This window comes from Enterobacter sp. 237C8 (genome assembly GCF_034106865.1).
In the GTDB taxonomy this organism is placed as follows: domain Bacteria; phylum Pseudomonadota; class Gammaproteobacteria; order Enterobacterales; family Enterobacteriaceae; genus Enterobacter; species Enterobacter asburiae_B.
In genome coordinates this window covers 16,354-40,428 of sequence record NZ_JAWNDF010000008.1, presented here as the reverse complement: position 1 = coordinate 40,428, position 24,075 = coordinate 16,354, and the positions used below count along the sequence as shown (strand labels likewise).

Here is a 24,075-nt window from a genome sequence, read left to right as displayed (position 1 = left end):
GTCACAATACGGTTATCAGGCCCGTCGCTTGGTGGCCGAATCCATCCAGACTGCCAGTAAAAGAATGGCCCCCTTGACGATATACTGCCAAAACGTCGGGACGTCCATCATACTCATCCCGTTATCCAACGACGCCATGATAAATGCCCCCATGACCGCGCCCGCCACGCTCCCGATACCCCCTGCGAGGCTGGTGCCGCCAATGACGCAGGCGGCGATAGCATCCAGCTCGGCGATGTTACCGGCGGAGGGCGAGCCGGCGGCCAGACGCGAGCTGAGGATCAACCCGGCGATAGCGACCATCAGGCCGTTAATGGCGAAAACTGCCAGCTTGGTACGTTCGACATTGATACCTGAGAGGCGGGCAGCTTCAAGGTTGCCGCCTATGGCATAAATACGGCGGCCAAACGCGGTGCGCGTCGCCATAAACATACCGGCCAGCAGTAAAAGCGCCAGCAGCAGGACGGGGGTCGGGACACCGCGATAGTCGTTTAAAAGCCAGATGGCGCCCAGCACAATGACCGCCGTGAGCGCCTGACGCCCCACTACCGACGTTGACGCTGGAGAAGCCAGCCCCAGCGCCTGACGACGCATGCGTCCACGCCACTGCCACGCGACAAACCCCAGCAATCCCACCACACCGAGGGTAAAGCCCACGCTATCCGAGAGGTAACTCTGGCCAATCTGCGACATGGCTGCACTGGTCGGGGAGACGGTGGTGCCGTTGGTGATGCCGATTAAGATCCCGCGAAAGGCCAGCATCCCCGCCAGGGTGACAATGAACGATGGCACCTTACGGTAGGCAACCCACCAGCCGTTCCAGGCTCCCAGTACCAGACCCAGCACCAGCGTGACCGCCACGGTCAGCGGCAACGGCCAGCCGAGCCAGACGTCAAAAATCGCCGCCACGCCGCCGAGTAGGCCCATCATCGACCCGACCGACAGGTCGATCTCCGCGGAGATAATCACGAACACCATGCCCACGGCCAGAATGCCGGTGATGGCGGTCTGGCGGAGCAGGTTGGAGACGTTACGCGCGCTTAAGTACGAGCCATCGGTCATCCAGGTAAAGAACAGCATGATGACGATAATGGCCGCGATCATCACGAAAACCTGCAGGTTAAGCGCTTTTAGCCCCGCGAATGCACCGGGCGTCGGAACAGCGACTTTGATATCAGACGGATTGCTTTTCGACATGACGTTCGCTCCTTAAAGCGGCTTCCATCACCTGCTCCTGCGTCAGGTTCTGGTTAATCAGGTTGGCTTTCAGTTTTCCCTCGTGCATGACCAGCACGCGGTCGCTCAGGCCGAGCACTTCGGGTAATTCAGACGAAATGACAATGACGGCAATCCCTTGCTGTACAAGCTGATTAATCAGTTTGTAGATTTCATATTTGGCACCGATATCAATCCCGCGCGTTGGCTCATCAAGGATTAATATGCGTGGATTGAGAAGCAGGCAGCGCGCCAGAATCGCCTTCTGCTGGTTTCCCCCGCTCAGACGGCCAATCGCCAGCTCCGGCGAGGAGGTTTTGACCTTCAGCCGGGCAAGCGACTGGAGGATGCACTGCTGCTCGGCGGCGTCGTCCAGGCTGCTCAGCGCGCCGGAGAACCGATCGAGTGCCGCAAGCGTAATGTTTTTACCCACCGCCATCACCGGTACGATGCCGTCTTTCTTACGATCTTCCGGCACCATGGCAATACCGTGGGCAATCGCCTGCTGGCAGTTGTCGATTTTCACCGGCTGGCCGTCGATATAAACCGTGCCCTCCCAGCGCCCCGGCCACACGCCAAACAGGCACTGTACGGCTTCGGTGCGCCCGGCACCGACGAGGCCGGCAATCCCAAGAATTTCACCGCTGTGAAGAGAAAACGAGACGTTATTGACGCGCTTGATGTGGCGGTTAACGGGGTGCCACGCGGTCAAGTTTTCCACGCGCAGCACTTCATCGCCCTTAGCGTGAGGCTCATTCGGGTAGAGCGCCGTCAGCTCGCGGCCCACCATCATGGTGATGATGTCATCTTCGCTCATCCCGGCGGCTTCACGTGTGCCGATGTGCTGCCCGTCGCGGATCACGCAGATGGTGTCCGAAATGGCTTTGACCTCGTTCAGCTTGTGCGAAATGTAGACACAGGCGATGCCGTGGTTTTGCAGATCGCGGATGATGTTGAGCAGAACCGCGGTTTCCTGTTCGGTAAGCGAGGCCGTTGGCTCATCAAGGATCAGCAGCCTGACCTGTTTATTTAGCGCCTTCGCTATTTCGACCAGCTGCTGTTGACCCAGGCCCAGATCCCCCACGCGGGTATCCGGTGAAATGTTGAGGCTCACCTGCGCCAGCAGCTTTTCGCAGCGGAGCGTCATGGTGTCGTAATCCAGCACGCCGCGGTGGGAAATTTCGGCCCCGAGGAAGATGTTCTCCAGCACGGTGAGATGCTTCACCAGCGCCAGCTCCTGGTGGATGATGGCGATGCCTTTGCGTTCGGTATCGCGGATGTGTGTCGCCTGAATCACTTCACCGGCAAAGACGATTTCGCCTTCGTAGCTGCCGTGTGGGTAGATCCCGCACAGCACTTTCATCAGCGTCGACTTGCCCGAGCCGTTCTCGCCGCACAGTGAAACCACTTCGCCGGGGTTCAACCGGAGGCTAACGTTATCGACGGCTTTCACCGTGCCGAAGCGCTTGGTGATGCTTTTCATTTCAAGTAAATAGGGCATAACCGCTCCACATAACCCGAGGGAAGAACAGTACAACGTGATGCGCCCCCGCAGAGCAGGGGCCGCGCCGGATTACAGTTCGCTCTTCTTGTGGAAACCGTCTTTAACCACGGTGGCGTCAATGTTCTCTTTATTGACTTCAATCGGCATGAGCAGGCGAGCCGGAACGTCTTTCAGGCCGTTATTCAGCGTTGCGTCTGCTTTAGGTTGTTTGCCATTGCCCAGCTCCACGGCGATTTCCGCCGCCGTATTGGCCAGCTGGGTAATCGGTTTGTAGACCGTCATGGTTTGGGTGCCTGCGATAATGCGTTTTACGCCAGCGAGATCGGCATCCTGTCCTGAAATGGCGACTTTTCCGGCCAGCCCCTGTGCGCTCAGGGCCTGGATAGCACCACCTGCAGTGGCATCGTTGGAGGCCACAACCGCATCAATTTTGTTGTTGTTGGCCGTCAGCGCGTTTTCCATAATTTTCAGCGCGTTTTCTGGCAGCCAGCCGTCGGCCCACTGATCGCCAACCACTTTAATTTTCCCGTTGTCGATGTACGGTTTAAGGACTTTCATTTGCCCTTCGCGGAACAGTTTGGCGTTGTTATCTACCGGAGAGCCGCCCATCAGGAAATAATTGCCCTGAGGCACTTTGTCGATCAGGCTTTGCGCCTGTAATTCCCCGACTTTTTCATTGTCGAAAGAAATATAATAATCAATATCCGCATTATTAATCATGCGGTCATAGGCCAGGACTTTTATGCCTTCCTGTTTGGCTTCTTTCACCACGTTACTTAATACCTGGCCGTTATAGGGGATAATGACCAGAACATCGACGCCACGGTTGATCATATTCTCAATCTGCGACATTTGTGTTTCTTCGTTGCCGTTAGCCGACTGAACAAACACGCTTGCGCCGAGAGATTCTGCTTTCTTCACAAAAATATCGCGATCTTTTTGCCAGCGTTCCAGGCGCAGGTCGTCAATCGCCATGCCAATTTTGACCTCTTTGGCATGTCCTGCAAAGCTTGCAAGGAGAAGCGTAGTGCAGAGCGTTAGAGTCAGGTTCTTTATCTTCATAATTATTAGGCCTTTTTGTAGGGGTATGTGTTGCTGAGATAAAAGAAACATTCACTGCTGAGACGCAGCAAATTTTTAACGCGGAAAGGCGGGCTGGCAATTACAGATTTTTATCTTCTCATTATGATATTTGGTTTATTTCTGAATTTATGACCGCGATCGGATTTTAAAATACGTAACGTCTTAATTACATTTGATTCTGGAATACGCGCCGAAAAATAGTTTGTCTGCGCATTATTTTGCGAGCCAGCGCACAGTTGTGCATTCTCTCAATAGCAGTGTGAAATAACGTAATTGAGCAACCCAAAATGTCTATTCACTATTACTCCTGTATCAACGACTCGCCGCATACCCTGATTATGGAGCTCAATATGCAAGCTTATTTCGACCAACTCGATCGTGTTCGTTACGAAGGCCCAAAAACGACCAATCCTTTAGCATTTCGTCACTACAACCCGGATGAGCTGGTGCTGGGTAAGCGCATGGAAGATCATCTGCGCTTTGCCGCCTGTTACTGGCATACCTTCTGCTGGAATGGCGCCGATATGTTCGGCGTGGGTTCCTTTGACCGCCCGTGGCAGCAGCCGGGTGAGGCCATTGAGCTGGCAAAGCGCAAAGCCGATGTGGCGTTTGAGTTCTTCCACAAGCTAAACGTGCCGTACTACTGCTTCCATGACGTGGACGTGTCGCCAGAAGGCGCGTCGCTGAAAGAGTATCTGAATAATTTTGCGCAGATGGTGGATGTACTGGCGGCGAAACAGCAGCAAAGTGGCGTGAAGCTGCTCTGGGGCACGGCAAACTGCTTCACCAACCCACGCTACGGCGCGGGCGCGGCAACCAATCCGGATCCGGAAGTGTTTAGCTGGGCAGCCACGCAGGTGGTGACGGCAATGAACGCTACGCATCAACTGGGTGGCGAGAACTATGTTCTGTGGGGGGGCCGTGAAGGCTATGAAACCCTGCTCAACACCGACCTGCGCCAGGAGCGCGAACAAATTGGCCGCTTTATGCAGATGGTTGTCGACCATAAGCACAAAATCGGCTTCCGCGGCACGCTGCTGATCGAGCCGAAGCCGCAGGAACCAACCAAGCACCAGTACGACTACGACGTGGCGACGGTGTATGGCTTCCTGAAGCAGTTCGGTCTGGAAAAAGAGATTAAAGTGAACATTGAGGCCAACCACGCCACGCTGGCGGGCCACTCTTTCCATCACGAGATCGCGTCTGCGATTGCGCTGGGTATCTTCGGCTCTGTCGATGCGAACCGCGGCGATGCACAGCTGGGCTGGGACACCGACCAGTTCCCGAACAGCGTGGAAGAGAATGCGCTGGTGATGTATGAAATCATCAAAGCGGGCGGTTTCACCACCGGCGGCCTGAACTTTGACGCCAAGGTGCGTCGTCAGAGCACTGACAAATACGATCTGTTCTACGGCCACATTGGCGCGATGGACACCATGGCGCTGGCGCTGAAAGTGGCGGCTCGAATGATTGAAGACGGCGAGCTGGATAAACGCGTAGCGAAGCGTTACAGCGGCTGGAACAGTGAGCTGGGCCAGCAAATTTTGAAAGGGCAGTTATCACTTGCGGAAATCGCGAAGTACGCTGAACAACATCAGCTGGCGCCGCAGCACCAGAGCGGGCATCAGGAACTGCTGGAAAATCTCGTAAACCACTATCTGTTTGATAAGTGATTGAGCTGAAGATGCACGTAGGCCCGGTAAGCGTTAGCGCCACCGGGCATTTCTGTTAAAGGAGTCACCGTAATGTATATCGGGATCGATCTTGGCACATCGGGTGTGAAAGCCATCCTGTTGAGCGAGCAGGGCGACGTGTTAGCAACGCAGACGGAAACGCTGCAGGTTTCACGTCCGCATCCGCTGTGGTCGGAACAGGATCCGGAACAGTGGTGGCAGGCGACGGACCGCGCAATCAAAGCCTTAGGTGAGCAGCACAGCCTTCGTGACGTGAAAGCGCTGGGAATTGCCGGACAAATGCACGGCGCTACGCTGCTCGACAGCCAGCATCGCGTGCTGCGTCCAGCGATCCTCTGGAACGATGGCCGCTGTGCGGAAGAGTGCGCGCTTCTTGAGGAACGCGTGCCCAATTCCCGGGAGATTACCGGCAACCTGATGATGCCCGGCTTTACTGCGCCCAAATTGCTGTGGGTGCAGCGCCACGAACCGGAGATTTTCCGTCAGGTGGCGAAAGTCCTGCTGCCGAAAGACTATCTGCGTTTTCGCATAACGGGCGATTTCGCCAGCGACATGTCGGATGCCGCGGGCACCATGTGGCTCGACGTGGCGAAGCGCGACTGGAGCGAGGCGATGCTGGATGCCTGCCATCTGACCCGGGAACATATGCCCGCGCTGTACGAAGGCTGTGAGGTGACAGGCGCGCTGCTGCCAGCCGTTGCTGAGCGCTGGAATATGCCTGCCGTACCGGTGGTGGCCGGGGGCGGCGATAACGCGGCGGGCGCTGTCGGTGTCGGCATGGTTGAGGCGGGCCAGGCAATGCTGTCGCTGGGAACGTCCGGCGTCTATTTTGCCGTCAGCGACGGGTATCGCAGTAATCCTGAAAGCGCTGTGCACAGTTTCTGTCATGCCCTTCCCGGGAAATGGCATTTGATGTCGGTGATGCTCAGCGCGGCATCCTGCCTGGACTGGGCGGCAAAACTCACCGGCATGGCCGACGTTCCGGCGCTCATTTCCACAGCCCAGCAGGCGGATGACGCTGCGGGTACCGTCTGGTTTTTACCGTATCTTTCCGGCGAGCGTACGCCGCACAACAACCCGGAAGCGAAAGGGGTGTTCTTTGGCTTAACCCATCAACATGGCCCGGCAGAACTGGCGCGTGCGGTTCTGGAAGGCGTGGGCTATGCGCTGGCCGACGGGATGGACGTGGTGCACGACTGCGGCCTGAAACCGACGAGCGTCACCCTGATTGGCGGCGGTGCGCGAAGCCCTTACTGGCGACAGATGCTATCGGATATCAGCGGGTTGCAGCTGGATTTCCGCACCGGGGGGGACGTCGGGCCCGCGCTCGGTGCCGCGCGTCTGGCGCAGATAGCCATTCATCCGGAACAACCGCTTTCGCAACTGTTGCCGCAGCTTACGCTTGAACAGGCGCATTTGCCTGACGCGGCGCGCCATGCGCGGTACGCGGAGAGGCGCGACGTGTTCCGCAAAATCTACCAACAGCTGCTGCCGCTGATGTCGTAAATACGCTTGTCCGGGAGAGGCACGAGGATGTCCTTTTTTGGTCTGTGCGTGCCTTCATTTCCTTGCCAGTATGGTGTCACACCCACTGGCGAGGAGAACCATCATGTCACGCATTGCATTAATCAACATCGATACTCAGCAGTCATTCCATCACCGCAATTACTGGCAGGAGGACGAAATTCCTGCCTTTCAGCAGGCGATGCTGGGGCTGATTGAAGGCTGTCAGGCGCACAATATTCCGGTCGTTGATATTTTTCACGTGGATGAAGACGGTCCTTTCACCCTCGAAAGCGGCTATGTCAAACCGATGGCCTTTTTACGTCATCAGCCGGATGTGGTTTTCCAGAAACACGTCCATAATGCCTTCACGGATACCGGGCTTGACCGCTGGCTGCGCGAGCGTGATATCAACCAGCTGATTATCTGCGGCATTCGCACTGAACAATGTTGTGAAACCACCGCCCGGGTGGCATCCGATCTGGGTTATGCTGTGACCTTTGTTAGTGAGGCAACGCTGACGTTTCCCATGACGTACAAGGGGATAACCCTTAGCGCAGCGGAAATTCGCCATCGTACCGAGACGGTACTTTCCGGGCGTTTTGCCGAGATTAAAACGGTAGCGGAGACGCTGGAGTCACTGTAATGCGCATCGACGTCTGGTTCGTGATGTTGCCCGGGGTGCTGTCATTAGACATGACCGGCCCGGCAGAAACCTTTGTGCTGGCAGGCGACGCGTTTCGCCTGCATTACATTGGCCCGCAGCCTGACGTTCAGACGTCGATTGGCCTGACGATGAGCGGCATTCAGCCGCTGCCGGAGCGTCTGCCGGAAGGTAGTCTGCTGGTGCTGCCGGGTGTGAGCGACTCCCGCAGTCAGTTCTCAACGCCACAGGCGCAGCAGATCCAGCACTGGCTGATGCGTCTGCAGCCGCAGATCCAGCGCCAGGAAATCACCGTGATGTGCGTCTGCTCAGGGGCCTTACTGGCGGCGAAATCGGGCCTGCTGAACAACCGACAGTGCACGACCCATCATGACGTTATTAGCCGTTTACGCACCGCGGCCCCCACGGCGACGATTAAAGAAAACCGCATCTTTGTGCAGGATGAGAATATCTGGACCAGCGCGGGGATCACGTCAGGCATCGATCTGGCGCTGCACATGATTAACCGCCTGTGCGGCCCCGAAAAGGCGCTGACCGTGGCGCGTGAGATGGTGGTCTGGTTCCGCCGTTCCGGTGACGATCCCCAGCTCTCTCCGTGGCTACGCTATCGCAATCATCTTCACCCGGCGATTCATCGGGCGCAGGATGCGCTCACTGCCGAGCCGCAAAAAACGTGGAGCTTGCCTGACATTGCCGCACTGGCGCACGTCAGCCCGCGTCATCTCACCCGGCTTTTTCAGTCACATTTAGGGATTAGCGTTCGCGATTATCTGGAACAGCTGCGTCTGGCGGTGGCGGAGCAGTGGCTATTACAGGGGCGCGGCGTGGAGCAGGCTTCACTGGCGGCGGGGTTTTCCTCCCCGCGCCAGTACCATCGCGCCCGGCAGCGAAGCATTAGCTGACGAAGCGGCGAGCGTCTATTTTTTGCAGCAGCATCGACAGCAGCAGGCTGATCGCCAGCGTGGCGGCAAAAATCCAGACCATATCCAGCACCGGCCAGCTTTTTAGCTCAACGCCTCTCGTGCGCAGCGCGTGGATCACCAGCGCGTGAAAACCGTAAATCCCGAGAGAGTGCCGCGAGATAATACTCAGCACGGGAAGGGCGCGCGCGTTCAGGGTATTTTTGGCAAGCGTGAGCAGCGAAACGGCACAGATAAAGACCATCGGCCCGCAATAGAGATACCAGGTATCGGCAAAATTGCCGCGCCACTGCAATTCGTGCAGCGTCCCGCGTGAAATCACTGCCACGCCAGCGATAAACAGCGCCCCGCAGAGCCAGTTCAGCCCGCGTTTTTGCGTGTCCATCATCCCGATGGCGCGCCCCAGCATGCCGTAAAGCACGTAGTAAAAAGTATCGCCGTTGATATAGAGATTGACCGGCAGCCACTCAAATCCGTCGATTTTCTGTGAGAGCGTATTCGGGTTGGCGACAATGCCGATAACCACCATCAGGGCCAGCAGCATTTTACCCCTGACGTTTTTTACCTGGATGAGCGGGGAGACCAGATAGATAACGATAATGGCGAAGAAGAACCACAGGTGATAGAACACCGGTTTTTGCAGCACGTATTTCAGCGATAGCCCGGCGTTAATGGAGGTGAACAGCGTGATATAGAGCAGGGCAACGGCGCTGTAGAACCCCAGGCAGGCCGCGATGCGGATGAAGTGCCGCGGCTGCGCGCTACGCTCGCCAAAAAAGAGAAAGCCGGAAATCATAAAGAACAGCGGCACGCTGACGCGTGACGCAGAGTTGAGAATATTGGCGATATCCCAGTTAACGGGGCTGATGCTGTGGGCATTCGTGACGTACCAGGTCGTCGTGTGGATCATGACCACCATCAGACACGCTATTCCTCGCAGGTTATCAATCCAGTTAATTTTTGACTGCATCAGTTCCTCGTATTCCCTGTAAATTGAGTGTGACTGCCATTGTCCAAAAGTCTTCGCTTGGAAAATTCTGAGTTTTATTCAGCAGGCTTGTAGGGAAGCCGCGAGATTCGCAGAATGCCGGACCGTAATCTATAAAAGCTTTGATACTAAAAATAACAGCCACTGACCAGGGCGGTAATAAAAATGATGATGAAGCGTGTGGCGTCACTCTTTCTGCTGTTCATCCTGGCGGGATGCAGCGCGCCGCAAGAAGCACCTGTGCAAAAAGCGCAGCAGGGTAAAATGAGCCCGGAACGTTCACTGGATATGGAAGCGCTCTGTAAAGATCGGGCCGCTCGCCGCTATAACTCTGACGTACAGAAAATTGATGTCACCGGGTTTGAGCGTTTTCAGGGAAGCTACGAACTGCGGGGTCATACGTCGCGCAAAGAGGGCTTTGTCTGCTCGTTTGATGCGGACGGTCAGTTTTTACATCTCTCCATGCGCTAGCCTGCTCGTATAATCAACAGCCAGACGCCGTCAGCGTTCTGGCCGGAAGGCTTATTTCCCCAATTTTCCCTAAACAACCCCGTTTCGTACTGTATATCTTGCAGCCAGCGGGTATACTGGTCCCTTCCATTTAAAACCACACGTATCCAGCACGAAATACTATGCAAAAGTTTGATACCAAGACCTTCCAGGGCCTGATCCTGACCTTACAGGATTACTGGGCTCGTCAGGGCTGTACCATTGTTCAACCTTTGGACATGGAAGTCGGCGCCGGCACTTCACACCCGATGACCAGCCTGCGCGCGTTGGGGCCAGAGCCAATGGCGACCGCGTATGTGCAGCCTTCCCGTCGTCCGACCGATGGTCGTTACGGTGAGAACCCGAACCGTCTGCAGCATTACTATCAGTTCCAGGTGGTGATTAAGCCATCACCAGACAACATTCAGGAACTGTACCTCGGGTCGCTGAAAGAGCTGGGTATGGATCCAACCATTCACGACATTCGTTTCGTGGAAGATAACTGGGAAAACCCAACGCTGGGTGCCTGGGGTCTGGGTTGGGAAGTGTGGCTGAACGGCATGGAAGTGACCCAGTTCACTTACTTCCAGCAGGTTGGCGGTCTGGAATGTAAGCCCATCACCGGTGAAATCACCTACGGTCTGGAACGTCTGGCGATGTACATTCAGGGCGTAGACAGCGTTTACGACCTGGTCTGGAGCGACGGCCCGCTGGGTAAAACCACCTACGGCGACGTGTTCCATCAGAACGAAGTGGAGCAATCCACCTATAACTTCGAATACGCGGATGTGGACTTCCTGTTCACCTGCTTCGAGCAGTATGAGAAAGAAGCGCAGCAGCTGCTGGCGCTGGAAATTCCGCTGCCGCTGCCTGCTTACGAGCGTATTCTGAAGGCCGCCCACAGCTTCAACCTGCTGGACGCCCGCAAAGCCATCTCCGTGACTGAACGTCAGCGCTACATTCTGCGTATTCGTACCCTGACCAAAGCCGTTGCAGAAGCTTACTATGCGTCCCGTGAAGCCCTTGGCTTCCCGATGTGCAACCGAAACAAATAAGAGGCGGCCATGTCTGAGAAAACTTTCCTGGTGGAAATCGGCACCGAAGAGCTGCCACCAAAAGCCCTGCGCAGCCTGGCTGAATCTTTCGCTGCGAACGTGACCGCCGAGCTGGATAACGCTGGCCTGGCACACGGTAAAATTGAGTGGTTTGCTGCACCGCGCCGTCTGGCGCTGAAAGTGGCAAATCTGGCGGCGTCTCAGCCGGATCGCGAAGTCGAAAAACGTGGCCCGGCGATTGCCCAGGCGTTTGACGCGGAAGGCAAGCCGAGCAAAGCGGCTGAAGGCTGGGCGCGCGGTTGCGGCATCACCGTTGATCAGGCCGAGCGTCTGACCACGGATAAAGGCGAGTGGCTGCTGTATCGTGCGCACGTGAAAGGCGAAAGCGCGGAAGCGCTGCTGCCGGACATGATTGCGACTTCTCTGGCGAAGCTGCCGATTCCTAAGCTGATGCGCTGGGGCGCCTCTGACGTGCACTTTGTGCGTCCGGTGCATACCGTGACCCTGCTGCTGGGCGATACCGTTATCCCGGCGACCATTTTGGGCGTGGCGTCCGATCGCGTGATCCGCGGCCACCGCTTTATGGGCGAGCCAGAGTTCACCATCGACAATGCCGACCAGTATCCGCAGATCCTGCTGGAGCGCGGTAAGGTCATTGCCGACTACGAGCAGCGTAAAGCCAAAATCAAAGCGGACGCGGAAGACGCGGCGCGCAAGATTGGCGGTAACGCAGACCTGAGCGACAGCCTGCTGGAAGAAGTCACCTCTCTGGTTGAATGGCCGGTTGTGCTGACGGCGAAGTTCGAAGAGAAATTCCTGGCCGTTCCGGCTGAAGCGCTGGTATACACCATGAAGGGTGACCAGAAGTACTTCCCGGTCTATGCCAACGACGGCAAGCTGCTGCCAAACTTTATCTTCGTGGCAAACATCGAATCGAAAGATCCGATCCAGATTATCTCCGGTAACGAGAAAGTGGTGCGTCCACGTCTGGCAGATGCGGAGTTCTTCTTCAATACCGACCGTAAAAAGCGTCTGGAAGATCATCTCCCGCGCCTGCAGACCGTGCTGTTCCAGCAGCAGCTGGGTACGCTGCGCGACAAGACCGACCGCATTGCGGAGCTGTCCGGCTGGATTGCCCGTGAAATCGGTGCAGACGTCAACCACGCGACGCGTGCAGGCCTGCTGTCCAAGTGCGACCTGATGACTAACATGGTGTTCGAATTTACCGACACCCAGGGCGTGATGGGCATGCACTACGCGCGTCACGATGGCGAAGCGGAAGACGTGGCCGTCGCCCTGAACGAGCAGTATCAGCCGCGCTTTGCGGGTGACGAACTGCCGTCCAACCCGGTTGCATGTGCCGTCGCAATTGCCGATAAGATGGACACCCTGGCGGGTATCTTTGGTATCGGTCAGCATCCGAAAGGCGACAAAGATCCGTTTGCGCTGCGTCGTGCCGCGCTGGGCGTGCTGCGTATCATCGTTGAGAAGAACCTGAACCTCGATCTGCAGACCCTGACCGAAGAAGCGGTGCGTCTGTACGGCGACAAGCTGACTAACGCGAACGTTGTGGATGACGTGATCGACTTTATGCTCGGTCGTTTCCGCGCGTGGTATCAGGACGAAGGCTACACCGTTGACACTATTCAGGCGGTGCTGGCGCGTCGTCCGACCCGTCCGGCTGATTTCGATGCGCGTATGAAGGCGGTTTCCCACTTCCGTACCCTGGAAGCGGCATCTGCCCTGGCCGCGGCCAACAAGCGCGTATCCAACATTCTGGCGAAATCCGACGAGACGCTGAACGAGCGCGTGAACGCCGCAACCCTGAAAGAGCCGGAAGAGATCGCTCTGGCGATGCAGGTTGTGGTGCTGCGCGACAAGCTCGAGCCGTACTTCGCGGAAGGTCGCTACCAGGAAGCGCTGGTGGAGCTGGCCGAGCTGCGTGACGTGATCGACGCCTTCTTCGAGAAAGTGATGGTGAACGTAGAAGATAAAGAACTGCGTATTAACCGTCTCTCCATGCTCGAGAAACTTCGCGAGCTGTTCCTGCGCGTAGCGGATATTTCGCTGCTGCAGTGATGTGCCGTTGTTACACATGCTAAAAACCCGCTTCGGCGGGTTTTTTTATGGGGCTTTTCTGAGCAGGATAAGCGGAGCGTCATCCGGCAGGTTTAGCCGATCGCGATTGTGCCTTCGTCCGTCTGCAGCCAGCGCGGTGCCTTCAGCTTATCGGCAAAGTAGCTGACCAGTTCGCACAGCAAATCTTCCATCACGATTTCAGATTGTCGCGGCAGTGAGCCGTTCATCAGCATCTGCGTTATCTCCTGACAGTAGCGCCCCAGCTGATCGCATTCGGGTTCGAAAGCCGGAACGCATGACGGGAGTTCCTTCACGGTCAGGCTGGCTTTTAAAGCGTCCGGAACAGGATCCAGAAGCGTGGGTTGCAGAAGATTCAGACAGGCATAAAGTCTGCCGTAAAGGGCCATTTTTGGGGTGGGTTCTTCGCAATCGACCAGTGCGTCGGTAAAACGTTCGCAGTTATCCGCCAGTTCGGTGAAGTCGGTGGCATGGTTGAAGGGCAGGGTGATTAAAGAGTTAATCAATGACATAAAATAACCTCAGTGAGTGGTATATCTTCCGCCACGGGAGGTTCCAGGCTCGCTGGTGGCGGAACCGAACAAGGTTGGAACGACTGGCCTCACTGACACCAGCGCGCTTTGCAGCGCCCCTGTCCGGCCCGCCATTGAGATGCAACAGGCCGTACGACACAGAGCCTGTGTCGCCAGTGAAGTGATTCAGGGTTCCAATCCCGGCACCTGATTTTGCAGGTGCGAAGAGAACTTACTGCTCATCAAAACAGGCGGCAACAGTTTTGAGCTATGTCGCTGAGGATATTACCATTTCTGGAAAGAGGCTCGCAAAATTACCGTAATGAGAAGCATACTGCGGGTAGAGGTTTTACAGCGACGCCATGGCGGTGGCGATTGAGCCGCCCTGGCACGTTCACAGGCCATGTCGTTACAGAGTAGCAAGGAACAACCCCCACAGCCGTATGTTCCCCCTCACCCCAGCCCTCTCCCTCAAGGGAGAGGGGGCCGTCTGTGCAGGCAATATTTGGTGGGGATCCCTCAGCCCAAAGGGGGAGGGAGTATAAGTCGATCAAAATTTAACCTTGAAACCTTCAACACATTACCGCTATCCTTAACGCGTTAACTTTCTCGCGCTGGAGCGCCCCCCAAAAATGAACAAACACGACTGATGAATTTCGATCCTTGCTAAACGCCACCGCGTCGGCAGGGGATGTTTTGATTTCATTCAGGAGTGCTTATGGCTCATTTTGCGCAGTCCCCTTCTTTTATTTTGCATCAGGTCACCTGTCAGTTTCCGACGGGCGATACCCTTTTTGGTCCGCTGAGTCTCACGCTGGAACCCGCCCTGTGCGCGCTGGTTGGCCGCAACGGCAGCGGGAAAACGCGTCTGCTGCGTCTGCTGGCGGGGCTGGACGAACCGGCTTCCGGTCATATTGAACGCTTTGGCTCGCATGCCTGGGTGGCGCAGCAGCACGTCATTTCGCCGCAGACGACGCTTGCTGAACTGCTCGGGTATGACGTTATTTTTGCGGCGCGTAAGCGCATCGACAGCGGCGATTACCAGCCTGACGATCTGGACATGCTCGACGGCCGCTGGGATGTCGCCGAGCGTCTGAGCGAAGCGTTTATCAATGCGAATCTCCCGCCGTTTGACCCGGATAAACCCGCCGGTGAGCTCAGCGGCGGCGAGCGCATTCGCGCCCTGCTGTGCGGGGCGTTTACGGCTGAAGCCGATTTCATGCTGCTGGACGAGCCCACTAACCATCTGGACCGACAGGGCCGGGCGTGGTTCTACGACCAGCTCAGCCGTTTTCAGGGCGGCGTGCTGGTGGCTTCCCATGACCGCGAGCTGCTGGCTCAGGTGCCGCGTATCCTTGAACTGAGCGCCTCGGGTCTGCGCAGCTACGGCGGGAATTATGCGGATTATCAAACCCAGCGCGATGCCGAACAGCAGGCGGCCCGCGCGGCGCTGGAACATGCTGCAATCGAGCGCAAACGCACTCGGGCACGCATGCAAAAAGAGCATGATGACAGCCAGCGGCGTTCGGCAAAGACATTGCGCACCGTTGATACCCTGAATATCGCGTCGTTCGAGCGGGTCAAATATAAAGGCGCGGCAAAAGAGCGGATCGGCTCCTGGAAAAAACAGCACAGCGAGCAAAATGAAGCCCTCAACGCCGCGGTAAAAAAGGCGCGTGAACGCGTTGAAGAAGATAACCCGGTAATGTTCACCCTGCCGGGGAGTCAGATCCCGGACGGGAAGCAGGTACTGGTGCTGGAGGATCTGGTGCTGCCGCATGTGCCTGTTCCTCCGCTCAACTTGCGGATGGACGGACCGATGCGCGTGGCGTTAAAGGGACCGAACGGCTGCGGAAAATCGACGCTGTTAAAAACCCTCCTCGGCGAGATAGCCCCCCGTTCGGGTACCTGTAAGGTTTCCGTCAGCTGCGCTTATCTCGACCAGCATCTTTCCCGGCTCGATCTTTCGCAGTCGGTCATGACGCATCTCAACCTGAGTCATACGCCTCTGGAAGAGGGGGTATTGCGAACCCGTCTGGCGCAGCTTCAACTGGGTGCTGACAAAGTTACGCTCCCGCTGGCGGAGCTCAGCGGCGGCGAGCGTCTTAAGGCCGCTCTGGCCTGCGTGCTGTGGCGCGCGGAGGCCACGCAGCTTCTGCTGCTGGATGAACCGACCAACCATCTGGATTTGGCCTCGGTCCAGGCCATTGAAGCGGCGCTGGCCGGTTTCCCTGGGGCTTTGCTGGTGGTATCACACGATGAGGCTTTTCTAAGAGGCTTAACGTTAACGCATGAATGGGTGTGGGAAGAGGCGGGCTGGCGTTGCGAGAGCCTTTAAAACACAAGCCCCCGCAAAGGCGGGGGCATTCAATCTTCACTACGCTATCTGTTTGCTGAGTGCAGGGTTGGCCTGAATCAGGCGCATCAGCCTTAACTCGGTTGGGGTGGGTTTCTCACGTTTTGACTCCCACTCCTGCACCATAGCCACGCTGACACCCATCGCTCTGGCGAATTCTTCTGTTTTCAGTCCTGTCCCTTTGCGCAATTGCTCATATTCTGTAAAGGGATTGGATTTTTGTTGCAGGGTAATCGCCTGCGGTACGTCTTTAAAAATGATCTGTTCCAGACTGCTCAGCAGTTCAAACTCAGGATCTTTATATTCCATTGAGGACTCCTCTTAAATCTCACATCGTGATCAAGAACATCAGAGAGCCAGTTAAGAATAGTCCCTAATACGAACTCAGGATCGTCACGGGTGTGATTAATCGTGCGGTAATTATCGCTTTACCCGATTCAGCGATATGGATAGTTATGCTAATTACCTGATTAGTCATATGTCGGCTTCGGCAGGTATTTTTTTGTAAATGGTAAGAAATAAATCGGCAATAGCCGTTTTGCATGAAAAGAGTATCTTGCAAGGCTGACCTGGACTATCCTTGTCAGCGTCGGGCACGCGTGTGCCGGTGTGCGCTTTTTTGGGTGAAAGGAGTAATAAAATGGCGACAGGAAAGTCCTGCTCTCGCTGGTTTGCGCCTATTGCGGCGTTGTTGATGGTTGTTAGCCTGAGTGGGTGTTTTGATAAAGAAGGCGATCAGCGCAAAGCGTTTATCGATTTTCTGCAGAATACAGTGATGCGCAGCGGCGAGCGGTTGCCGACGCTGACTGCGGATCAGAAAAAACAGTTTGGCCCCTTCGTGTCCGATTACGCCATTCTTTATGGTTATTCACAGCAGGTGAGCCAGGCGATGGATTCCGGTATCCGTCCGGTAGTGGATAGCGTGAACGCCATTCGCGTTCCGCAGGATTATATGACGCAGCGTGAACCGCTTCGCCAGTCCAACGGTGCGCTTGGCGTGCTGAGCCAGCAGTTGCAGAATGCGAAAATGCAGGCTGACGCGTCACGTTCTGCGCTGAAGCAGGGTGACGATCTCAAACCTGTCTTCGACAAAGTGTATGAGAAAGTGGTGACGAAACCGTCTGAAGCGCTGCAACCGCTGATTCCGGCCGCGCAAATCTTCACGCAGCAGCTGGTTCAGGTGGGCGACTTTATTGCCCAGCAGGATACTCAGGTGAGCTTTGTTGCCAACGGCATTCAGTTCCCGACCTCGCAGCAGGCAAGCCAGTACAATACGCTGATTGGGCCGCTGGCCTCACAGCATCAGGCCTTTAGCCAGGCATGGAGTGCCGCAGTCACGGCCACAGAATAAACCGAAAAAACCCCGCGCATGGCGGGGTTTTTTTATGCTTATCGAAAATAACGCTTGTCATTCTTCTACCACATCGGTATAACTATCCCCGTCGGTTTGTTACACAGACCTAAAGCAGTTTAGTAAAGCAGTCCAGATTGTTATCCATAGATACCCTTCGTTGTGACCCTTCCTTCATCGCTTAAAAATCTGTAACGCAATCCATCAAGCCGGAAGGCTCAATATATTTGTTAATAAGGTAATTTCTATGTCTGCTAAAATGACTGGTCTGGTAAAATGGTTCAACGCTGATAAAGGTTTCGGCTTCATCACTCCTGACGATGGCTCAAAAGACGTGTTCGTACACTTCTCTGCTATCCAGAACGATGGCTACAAATCTCTGGATGAAGGTCAGAAAGTTTCCTTCACCATCGAAAGCGGCGCTAAAGGCCCAGCAGCTGGTAACGTTGTAAGCCTGTAAGCTTCCAACCCAGTAGCACAAAATTCAAAAACCCGCCTTCTGGCGGGTTTTTTCATTTCTATTGTTGCACCTGCGGGTTCACGCAGTTTATCTCCACCTTTCCGCTTAGGGCGGCGATAAGGTTATCGACCGCAGTGGCCGCCATGTTGTAGCGCGTCTCATGGGTGGCTGAGCCGATGTGGGGCAGGGCGACGACGTTTGGCATTGTCAGCAGCGGGGAGTCCACCGGCAGCGGCTCCTGTTCAAACACGTCCAGACCTGCGGCATGGATCTCACCGTTCTGCAGGGCTTCAATCAGCGCCTTCTCATCTACCACCGGGCCACGACCCGCGTTGATGAAAATGGCGGATTTCTTCATTTTTTCAAATGCGGATTTGCCAATCAGATGACGCGTTTCGTCCGTCAGCGGCAGAACCAGACAAACAAAATCGGCTTCCTGCAGCAGAGTATCCAGCTCGCAGTAACGGGCGTTGAAGCGTTCTTCGGCTTCACCGTGATGGCGACGCGCGTTATACAGAATCGGCATGTTAAAACCAAAATGCGCGCGCTGCGCCAGTGCCAGCCCAATGCGCCCCATGCCAACAATGCCCAGCGTTTTGCCGTTAACGTCCACGCCGAACCAGTCCGGTCCAATGCTTTTTGTCCATTCGCCCGCTTTCACGCGCTCGGCCACTTCCACCACGCGACGGGCCGTGGTGAGTACCAGCGCCATCAGCGTATCGGCCACGGTTTCCGTCAGGGCATGGGGGGTGTGCATCAGCAGGATCTTGCGGGCGTTCAGGGCATCCACATCGAAATTGTCGTAACCCACGGAAACGGTAGAGGTAGCACGAAGCTTCGGCATTTTCTCCAGCAGGGCGACATCCACTTTCTCGCTTGAACCCAGCAGGCCTTCGGCGCTGGCGAACGCTTCGGCGTGCTGCGCCACGGTTTCCGGGCTCAGGTTCTTCACCTGCGTGACGGTGAAGTGTTCTTCAAGGCGTTTCTGCAGATCTTCCGGCAGTGCTTTGTACAAAATGACGGACGGCTTCATGCTAATCTCCGTTGATTTTTAAGGATTCAGGCGTGGCGTGCGCCGACAGGATGCTGTTGATTATTAGCAGGCTTAACAATCAGAGTAAGCCACACGGAGGCGAAAAGCGCCACCCCCATAAAGATGTACGATGCGGACGGGCTGCCGGTGGCACCGTTCAGGTAGCCGACGAACCAGGAGCCGCAGAACGACCCCAGCGCACCCATACTGTTAATCAGCGCCATCGCGCCACCCGCGACGTTACGCGGCAGCATTTCCGGGATGATGGCAAAGAACGGACCGTACGGGGCATACATGGCGGCACCGGCGACCACCAGCAGGGTATAAGAGGCCCAGAAGTGATTTGCACCCACGGCCCACGAGCCGATAAAGGCAAAAGCAGCGATCAGCAGCAGCGGCCAGACAAACAATTTTCGGTTCTGCAGCTTGTCCGACGCCCAGGAGACGACGATCATGGCGATGGTCGCGGCCAGGTATGGTACGGAAGAGAGCCAGCCCACTTCTACCATGCCGAGGTTTTCGCCGCCGCTGCGGATAATCGACGGCAGCCACAGCACAAAGCCGTACACGCCAATGCTCCAGGTAAAGTACTGCGCGCAGAGCAGGATCACGTTACGCGAGCGGAAGGCTTCACCGTAGTTGCGTACCGCCTTCAGACCTTGCTGTTCTTTATCCAGCTGCGCCTGCAGCGCCGCTTTTTCATCTTCGGAAAGCCATTTCGCCTGGGCAGGTTTATCTTTTACCAGCACCCACCAGCAGAATGCCCAGATCACTGCCGGGACCCCTTCGATGATAAACATCTCGCGCCAGCCGAAGGACTGGATCAGGTAGCCAGACACCACCGACATCCACAGCACCGTCACCGGGTTACCGAGGATCAGGAAGGTATTCGCGCGCGAGCGTTCAGATTTGGTAAACCAGTTACTGATGTAGATCAGCATCGCCGGCATGACCGCCGCCTCAACGACGCCGAGGATAAAGCGAATGGCGGCCAGGGCAGGAATATTGTTCACCACGCCGGTCAGTGACGCGCAGGCGCCCCACAGGATCAGACAGACGAAGATCAGCTTACGCACGCTGCGGCGTTCCGCGTAAATCGCGCCGGGGATCTGGAAGAAGAAGTAGCCCAGGAAGAAAAGGGCTCCCAGCAGGGAGGAGATACCTTTGGTTATGCCAAGGTCCTCTGTGATCCCCGCCGCGGACGCGAAGCTGAAGTTGGCACGGTCAAGGTACGCCAGGCTGTACGTGATAAACACGATTGGCATGATGTACCACCAGCGTTTTACTGCATTGGTCGAACTGTTCATAGGCTTGCCTCTGTTGTTGAGGTTGTTACCGCCGTTGTCTGTAGGGTACACGGTGGCTTGTTTTGCTGAGTGCGATTTATGCCCCTCACCCCGGCCCTCTCCCCAGAGGGGAGAGGGAGCAAGTCATTCCCTCGCCCCTCAGGGGAGAGGGTTAGGGTGAGGGGGATGTTTATTCGTTAAGCTCTGCTCGCGTGGGTAATCCTTCGCTGTCGCCCTGCACCTGGATGGCCAGCGAGCCAATCTTGTTGCCTCGCTCCACGGACTGCGGCAGCGTTTTGCCTTCCAGCAGGGCGCTAATCACGCCCACGGCAAAACCGTCGCCCGCGCCGACGGTGTCGACCACGTTCTCAACCTTGACCGCCGCGACCGCGCCCTGTTCGCCGTCGGCCGTCTTAAACCATGCGCCATCGGCGCCGGTCTTCAGCACCACCGCTTTTACTCCTTTATTCAGGTAGAAATCGGCAATGCCCTCCGGTGTGCTTTCGCCGGTCAGGATCATCCCTTCTTTCAGGCCCGGCAGAACCCAGTCCGCTCTGAACGCCAGACGGTTGAGCTTCTCGACCATTTCCGCTTCGCTTTTCCACAGCACCGGGCGCAGGTTCGGATCGAAAGAGATCGTTTTTCCCTGGGCTTTCAGAGTGGCTGCCGCGTGATCCAGCAGTTCATACGAGCTGGCAGACAGCGCTGCCGCCACGCCGCTGAGGTGCAGATGGCGCGCGGAGGCGAAATAGTCGGCGTGGTAATCCGCCACTGAGAGGTGGCTTGCGGCCGATCCCTTACGGAAATACTCAACGATGGGATCGGTTCCATTTTCGACCTTTGATTTAAGCTGAAAGCCGGTAGGGAAGCGTGCATCAAGGGTGACGCCCGCGGCATCAATCCCCTCTTTTTTCAGCGAGTCGAGAACGAAATGGCCAAAGCTATCGTCCCCCACGCGGCTGACCCAGCCCACGTTCAGGCCGAGACGCGCCAGGCCGGTTGCGACGTTCAGCTCTGCGCCCGCCACGCGTTTGATAAAGTGCTCTACCGCGCTCAGCTCGCCCGTTTCGGTGGCGACAAACATCGCCATGGCCTCGCCGATCGTGATGACATCCAGCGTCTTGTGCATGGCTTACTCCTCGCGCAGCAGGTTGACGTAATGGCGGGTAACGGCGGTTAAATCCGTCCCTTCCAGCGGGAACTCGATACCGCGCGGGGCATCGGCAGGCAGCTGGCCAAGCAGATCCAGCCAGCGCGCATCAGCGTGGTCCGGCGCCACGGCGCGGAAGTTATCTTTATGCGGCACGGCGGCTTTCACGTGGATATAGCTCACCGCAGGGGCCAGATTACGCGCGGCCTCTTCGGGGGAATCACCGACCCACAGCCAGTTGCCCATGTCGAAGGTCAGCGTGACGGGTAAGGCCATTTCCCGACAGGCGGCCTGGAAGCGCTGCATCGGCGCGAGCTGTCCGCAGTCGGTCTGATCGTTCTCCACGACCAGCGCCATGCCGCTTGCGTTCAGCAGGGTACGCAGGGCGTCGAGAGGCTGCGCGTCGCGGAAATGGCCCAGGGAAACCTTCAGCCACAGGGCGTTCAGGGTGCTGGCCTCAGAGAGATAGCGGGTCAGATCCGGGTTGAGGGTGCCGTCGGGCATAAACAGGGCGGCGGGGGCGGAGTAGCACGCCAGCAGGCCGAGCAGCTCAATCGATTCTCCCAGCGCAGGCAGCGTCAGCAGCTCTTCGCTGCTGAACAGTTCCCGGCGGATCTCCACGCCGTCTGCCCCTGCGCCTGCAATAACGGGAAGCATCGCCCGCTGACCGCCTGCCTGTCGCACCTGTTCCGCACCGTACGCGGCGGTGACCACCATAATTTTCCTGCCCATCTTCGGACTCCATCGCAACATATCAATACTATTACGCTAGATGGAACCGGTTCCAAAGAAAAGGTCAGGATGTTGAATTTATGATCGGTATCACAAGGGAAAATTAACGCGCCGTGGAGCCGCGAACGATCAGCTCGCCGGAGAAGACCTGCTCGCGAACGGCATCGCTGGTGCCTTCAATGCGGCGAACCACTTGTTCAACAGCAGCATAGCCAATCTGCCAGGTGGGCTGTTTGAGTGTCGTAATGCCGACGCCCGCCAGTTCCGCCCACTCGAGTTCATCAAACCCCAGCAGACCGATATCGCTGCCCCAGTGCAGGCCAATGCGCTTGAGCGAGCGGGCGACCTGAAGCGTCAGCGCCCCGTTTGCGGAGATAACGGCTTTGCGCATCCCGCGATGGCGCGTGTGGAACTGGCGCAGGGTGTTGTCGAGCTGGTCGGCTTCGTGAAGCGGCGTTTCGGCATTTTCGGCGATCACGCCGGGATATCGCTCCAGCGTGGTGCGAAATGCGCTCAGGCGCTCGCGACGGGTATTGACCATCCCTAACGGTTCACTCAGAAACAGAATCGCCTCGAAGCCCTGTTCGATCAGATGTTCGGTGGCGGTCGTGGCGGCCTGGGTGTTATCCAGCCCGACCACATCGCAGGCAAATTCCGGAATTTTACGGTCGATGAGGACCATGGGCAGGGAGGATTGCTGCAGGCGATTTAAACCCTCTTCCCGCATGCCGACAGCGTTCACCACAATCCCTTCGACCTGATAGCTGCGCAGCAGATCGAGGTAATGCAGCTCCTGGTCGACTTCGTTGTTGGTATTACAGACCAGCGGCGTGAACCCCTTCTCGCGACAGGCGGCTTCAATACCGCTGAGGACGTTAACGGAATAGGGGTTGGTGATATCGGCGATGATAAGCCCGATAAGGCGGGTGCGGCCGCGTTTGAGCCCGCGCGCCATGAGGCTGGGACGGTAGTCGAGATCGGCAATGGCCTGTTCAATACGCCCCAGCAATGCGTCGGACAGCAGGTGTTTCTCGCCGTTAAGGTAGCGTGAAATACTGGTTTTACCGGTTTTGGCGGCTTTCGCCACGTCGCTAATGGTGGCCCGGGCTGGTTTGCTCATCGCTGATTTCCCTGAATTTAGTGAGAATACCTTAACGGGAAAATCAGACGAATCAAGTAATTTGCCCGGTGGCGCTGCGCTTACCGGAGGGTGCGGTCTGGTGCCCTCACCCCAACCCTCTCCCACGGGAGAGGGTGCAACCACTAAAAACGGCAACGAGCGTTGCCGTTTTGCTTTTGCCTACTGAATTGGGCTCAACGTAATCTCAACGCGGCGGTTCTGCGCTTTGCCTTCCGCCGTGCTGTTGCTGGCGATAGGGTTGGCAGGGCCCATGCCGCTGGTGCGGATGCGGTTGGCTTCAACGCCCTGGGTAATCAGCGAGCTGGCTACGGCATCGGCGCGCTGCTGGGACAGACGCATGTTCAGATCCTGGCTGCCGGTGCTGTCGGTGTAGCCCATCACGTTCACGGCGGTCTTGTTGTACTCTTTCAGCACCATCGCCACGCCGGTGAGCGTGTTCGCGCCCGCGGGTTTCAGCGTTGCGCTGCTGCTGTCGAAGGTCACGTTGTTCGGCATATTCAGGATGATGTTATCGCCGCTGCGCGTCACGCTCACGCCGGTTCCCTTCATTTTGTCGCGCAGCTTCGCTTCCTGCACGTCCATGTAATAGCCGACGCCGCCACCCAGTGCCGCGCCCGCCGCTGCGCCAATCAGCGCGCCTTTACCGCGGTCTTTCTTGGAGGAGGAGAGCGCCCCCACGCCTGCGCCGACCAGCGAGCCGATACCCGCGCCAATGCCGGATTTACCCGCTTCACGCTCACCGGTGTAAGGGTTAGTTGTGCAGCCAGAAACAGCCAGTGCACCGCTCACCAGAGCGGCAATAACGAGTACGCGTTTTTTCATCTTCTTTCCTTAATCCTTTT

22 protein-coding genes are annotated in these 24,075 nt (G+C 56.8%); 10 read left to right on the top strand and 12 right to left on the bottom strand.

Going from position 1 to position 24,075, the window contains the following annotated elements:
- Positions 1-15: 15 nt before the first annotated feature.
- The 3 genes from xylH to xylF all read right to left on the bottom strand — a co-directional run bounded on the left by xylH (position 16) and on the right by xylF (position 3,781).
- Positions 16-1,197, bottom strand: a complete 1,182-nt coding sequence (xylH, locus tag USF70_RS17835; RefSeq protein WP_320735870.1) for a xylose ABC transporter permease XylH — start codon at positions 1,195-1,197, stop codon at positions 16-18.
- Positions 1,175-2,716 (bottom strand): xylose ABC transporter ATP-binding protein, encoded by a 1,542-nt coding sequence (locus tag USF70_RS17830; protein WP_221703231.1) that lies wholly within the window; start codon positions 2,714-2,716, stop codon positions 1,175-1,177. Before USF70_RS17830 ends, xylH begins: the two co-directional genes overlap by 23 nt.
- A 72-nt stretch (positions 2,717-2,788) precedes the next feature.
- The gene (gene xylF, locus USF70_RS17825) at positions 2,789-3,781 is read right to left on the bottom strand and encodes a D-xylose ABC transporter substrate-binding protein (RefSeq protein ID WP_221703232.1); all 993 of its coding nucleotides are present in this window, start codon (positions 3,779-3,781) and stop codon (positions 2,789-2,791) included.
- 371 nt (positions 3,782-4,152) lie between these two features.
- Between xylF and xylA the strand changes: the two genes are divergently transcribed.
- From xylA to USF70_RS17805, 4 genes are all read left to right on the top strand, one after another.
- Positions 4,153-5,475 (top strand): xylose isomerase, encoded by a 1,323-nt coding sequence (gene xylA, locus USF70_RS17820; RefSeq protein WP_123138914.1) that lies wholly within the window; start codon positions 4,153-4,155, stop codon positions 5,473-5,475.
- 72 nt (positions 5,476-5,547) lie between these two features.
- Positions 5,548-7,002, top strand: coding sequence for a xylulokinase (gene xylB / locus USF70_RS17815; protein WP_221703233.1), 1,455 nt, complete (start codon positions 5,548-5,550; stop codon positions 7,000-7,002).
- 103 nt (positions 7,003-7,105) lie between these two features.
- Positions 7,106-7,645: an isochorismatase family protein gene (locus USF70_RS17810; protein ID WP_094935101.1), complete on the top strand. Its 540-nt coding sequence runs from the start codon at positions 7,106-7,108 to the stop codon at positions 7,643-7,645.
- Complete coding sequence (locus USF70_RS17805) at positions 7,645-8,565, top strand: GlxA family transcriptional regulator (RefSeq protein WP_217072022.1); 921 nt, start codon at positions 7,645-7,647, stop codon at positions 8,563-8,565. Before USF70_RS17810 ends, USF70_RS17805 begins: the two co-directional genes overlap by 1 nt.
- Here USF70_RS17805 and USF70_RS17800 read toward each other — a convergent pair.
- A complete protein-coding gene (locus tag USF70_RS17800; protein WP_320735869.1) occupies positions 8,558-9,553 on the bottom strand; it encodes an acyltransferase in 996 nt (331 codons plus the stop codon). The genes USF70_RS17805 and USF70_RS17800 overlap by 8 nt on opposite strands.
- 183 nt (positions 9,554-9,736) lie before the next feature.
- On the opposite strand from USF70_RS17800, the gene USF70_RS17795 reads away from it, so the two are divergent.
- From USF70_RS17795 to glyS, 3 genes are all read left to right on the top strand, one after another.
- Positions 9,737-10,042 carry a YsaB family lipoprotein gene (locus USF70_RS17795; RefSeq protein WP_032661816.1) on the top strand — a complete coding sequence of 102 codons (306 nt, stop codon included), beginning with the start codon at positions 9,737-9,739 and terminating at the stop codon, positions 10,040-10,042.
- A gap of 161 nt (positions 10,043-10,203) precedes the next feature.
- Entirely contained in the window at positions 10,204-11,115 is a 912-nt protein-coding gene (glyQ, locus tag USF70_RS17790; protein WP_064673789.1) for a glycine--tRNA ligase subunit alpha, read from the top strand.
- Positions 11,116-11,124: 9 nt separating this feature from the next.
- Complete coding sequence (glyS, locus tag USF70_RS17785; protein ID WP_039261172.1) at positions 11,125-13,194, top strand: glycine--tRNA ligase subunit beta; 2,070 nt, start codon at positions 11,125-11,127, stop codon at positions 13,192-13,194.
- Between the two features lie 92 nt (positions 13,195-13,286).
- Here glyS and USF70_RS17780 read toward each other — a convergent pair whose 3' ends face one another.
- Complete coding sequence (locus tag USF70_RS17780) at positions 13,287-13,724, bottom strand: hypothetical protein (protein ID WP_320735868.1); 438 nt, start codon at positions 13,722-13,724, stop codon at positions 13,287-13,289.
- Positions 13,725-14,442: 718 nt separating this feature from the next.
- Here USF70_RS17780 and USF70_RS17775 point away from each other — a divergent pair.
- Entirely contained in the window at positions 14,443-16,062 is a 1,620-nt protein-coding gene (locus USF70_RS17775; RefSeq protein ID WP_320735867.1) for an ABC-F family ATP-binding cassette domain-containing protein, read from the top strand.
- Between the two features lie 39 nt (positions 16,063-16,101).
- On the opposite strand, the gene USF70_RS17770 is transcribed toward USF70_RS17775, so the two are convergent.
- Complete coding sequence (locus USF70_RS17770) at positions 16,102-16,389, bottom strand: HTH-type transcriptional regulator (RefSeq protein WP_029740975.1); 288 nt, start codon at positions 16,387-16,389, stop codon at positions 16,102-16,104.
- Positions 16,390-16,720: 331 nt separating this feature from the next.
- Between USF70_RS17770 and USF70_RS17765 the strand changes: the two genes are divergently transcribed.
- The gene (locus tag USF70_RS17765; RefSeq protein WP_023309949.1) at positions 16,721-17,431 is read left to right on the top strand and encodes a DUF3053 domain-containing protein; all 711 of its coding nucleotides are present in this window, start codon (positions 16,721-16,723) and stop codon (positions 17,429-17,431) included.
- Positions 17,432-17,678: 247 nt separating this feature from the next.
- Positions 17,679-17,891 carry an RNA chaperone/antiterminator CspA gene (cspA, locus tag USF70_RS17760; protein WP_003860775.1) on the top strand — a complete coding sequence of 71 codons (213 nt, stop codon included), beginning with the start codon at positions 17,679-17,681 and terminating at the stop codon, positions 17,889-17,891.
- 58 nt (positions 17,892-17,949) lie between these two features.
- Here cspA and ghrB read toward each other — a convergent pair whose 3' ends face one another.
- From ghrB to USF70_RS17730, 6 genes are all read right to left on the bottom strand, one after another.
- Positions 17,950-18,924, bottom strand: a complete 975-nt coding sequence (gene ghrB, locus USF70_RS17755; protein ID WP_219940397.1) for a glyoxylate/hydroxypyruvate reductase GhrB — start codon at positions 18,922-18,924, stop codon at positions 17,950-17,952.
- Positions 18,925-18,950: 26 nt separating this feature from the next.
- The gene (locus USF70_RS17750) at positions 18,951-20,231 is read right to left on the bottom strand and encodes an MFS transporter (protein WP_023309951.1); all 1,281 of its coding nucleotides are present in this window, start codon (positions 20,229-20,231) and stop codon (positions 18,951-18,953) included.
- Between the two features lie 169 nt (positions 20,232-20,400).
- Complete coding sequence (locus tag USF70_RS17745; protein WP_064673784.1) at positions 20,401-21,339, bottom strand: sugar kinase; 939 nt, start codon at positions 21,337-21,339, stop codon at positions 20,401-20,403.
- Between the two features lie 3 nt (positions 21,340-21,342).
- Entirely contained in the window at positions 21,343-22,092 is a 750-nt protein-coding gene (locus USF70_RS17740; protein ID WP_096150896.1) for a sugar phosphate isomerase/epimerase family protein, read from the bottom strand.
- A gap of 103 nt (positions 22,093-22,195) precedes the next feature.
- Positions 22,196-23,212, bottom strand: a complete 1,017-nt coding sequence (locus USF70_RS17735) for a LacI family DNA-binding transcriptional regulator (RefSeq protein ID WP_320735866.1) — start codon at positions 23,210-23,212, stop codon at positions 22,196-22,198.
- Between the two features lie 180 nt (positions 23,213-23,392).
- Positions 23,393-24,055: an OmpA family lipoprotein gene (locus USF70_RS17730; protein WP_024909080.1), complete on the bottom strand. Its 663-nt coding sequence runs from the start codon at positions 24,053-24,055 to the stop codon at positions 23,393-23,395.
- Positions 24,056-24,075 lie beyond the last annotated feature (20 nt).

Bases quoted from the DNA above. Each gene is read 5' to 3' on its own strand.
- glyS (WP_039261172.1), top strand. From the start codon at position 11,125: ATGTCTGAGAAAACTTTCCTGGTGGAAATCGGCACCGAAGAGCTGCCA.
- xylF (WP_221703232.1), bottom strand. From the start codon at position 3,781: ATGAAGATAAAGAACCTGACTCTAACGCTCTGCACTACGCTTCTCCTT.
- USF70_RS17810 (WP_094935101.1), top strand. From the start codon at position 7,106: ATGTCACGCATTGCATTAATCAACATCGATACTCAGCAGTCATTCCAT.
- USF70_RS17750 (WP_023309951.1), bottom strand. From the start codon at position 20,231: ATGAACAGTTCGACCAATGCAGTAAAACGCTGGTGGTACATCATGCCA.
- xylB (WP_221703233.1), top strand. From the start codon at position 5,548: ATGTATATCGGGATCGATCTTGGCACATCGGGTGTGAAAGCCATCCTG.
- cspA (WP_003860775.1), top strand. From the start codon at position 17,679: ATGTCTGCTAAAATGACTGGTCTGGTAAAATGGTTCAACGCTGATAAA.
- USF70_RS17795 (WP_032661816.1), top strand. From the start codon at position 9,737: ATGATGATGAAGCGTGTGGCGTCACTCTTTCTGCTGTTCATCCTGGCG.
- USF70_RS17745 (WP_064673784.1), bottom strand. From the start codon at position 21,339: ATGCACAAGACGCTGGATGTCATCACGATCGGCGAGGCCATGGCGATG.
- USF70_RS17730 (WP_024909080.1), bottom strand. From the start codon at position 24,055: ATGAAAAAACGCGTACTCGTTATTGCCGCTCTGGTGAGCGGTGCACTG.
- xylA (WP_123138914.1), top strand. From the start codon at position 4,153: ATGCAAGCTTATTTCGACCAACTCGATCGTGTTCGTTACGAAGGCCCA.
- glyQ (WP_064673789.1), top strand. From the start codon at position 10,204: ATGCAAAAGTTTGATACCAAGACCTTCCAGGGCCTGATCCTGACCTTA.
- USF70_RS17800 (WP_320735869.1), bottom strand. From the start codon at position 9,553: ATGCAGTCAAAAATTAACTGGATTGATAACCTGCGAGGAATAGCGTGT.
- USF70_RS17805 (WP_217072022.1), top strand. From the start codon at position 7,645: ATGCGCATCGACGTCTGGTTCGTGATGTTGCCCGGGGTGCTGTCATTA.
- ghrB (WP_219940397.1), bottom strand. From the start codon at position 18,924: ATGAAGCCGTCCGTCATTTTGTACAAAGCACTGCCGGAAGATCTGCAG.
- USF70_RS17735 (WP_320735866.1), bottom strand. From the start codon at position 23,212: ATGAGCAAACCAGCCCGGGCCACCATTAGCGACGTGGCGAAAGCCGCC.
- USF70_RS17780 (WP_320735868.1), bottom strand. From the start codon at position 13,724: ATGTCATTGATTAACTCTTTAATCACCCTGCCCTTCAACCATGCCACC.
- USF70_RS17765 (WP_023309949.1), top strand. From the start codon at position 16,721: ATGGCGACAGGAAAGTCCTGCTCTCGCTGGTTTGCGCCTATTGCGGCG.
- USF70_RS17775 (WP_320735867.1), top strand. From the start codon at position 14,443: ATGGCTCATTTTGCGCAGTCCCCTTCTTTTATTTTGCATCAGGTCACC.
- xylH (WP_320735870.1), bottom strand. From the start codon at position 1,197: ATGTCGAAAAGCAATCCGTCTGATATCAAAGTCGCTGTTCCGACGCCC.
- USF70_RS17740 (WP_096150896.1), bottom strand. From the start codon at position 22,092: ATGGGCAGGAAAATTATGGTGGTCACCGCCGCGTACGGTGCGGAACAG.
- USF70_RS17830 (WP_221703231.1), bottom strand. From the start codon at position 2,716: ATGCCCTATTTACTTGAAATGAAAAGCATCACCAAGCGCTTCGGCACG.
- USF70_RS17770 (WP_029740975.1), bottom strand. From the start codon at position 16,389: ATGGAATATAAAGATCCTGAGTTTGAACTGCTGAGCAGTCTGGAACAG.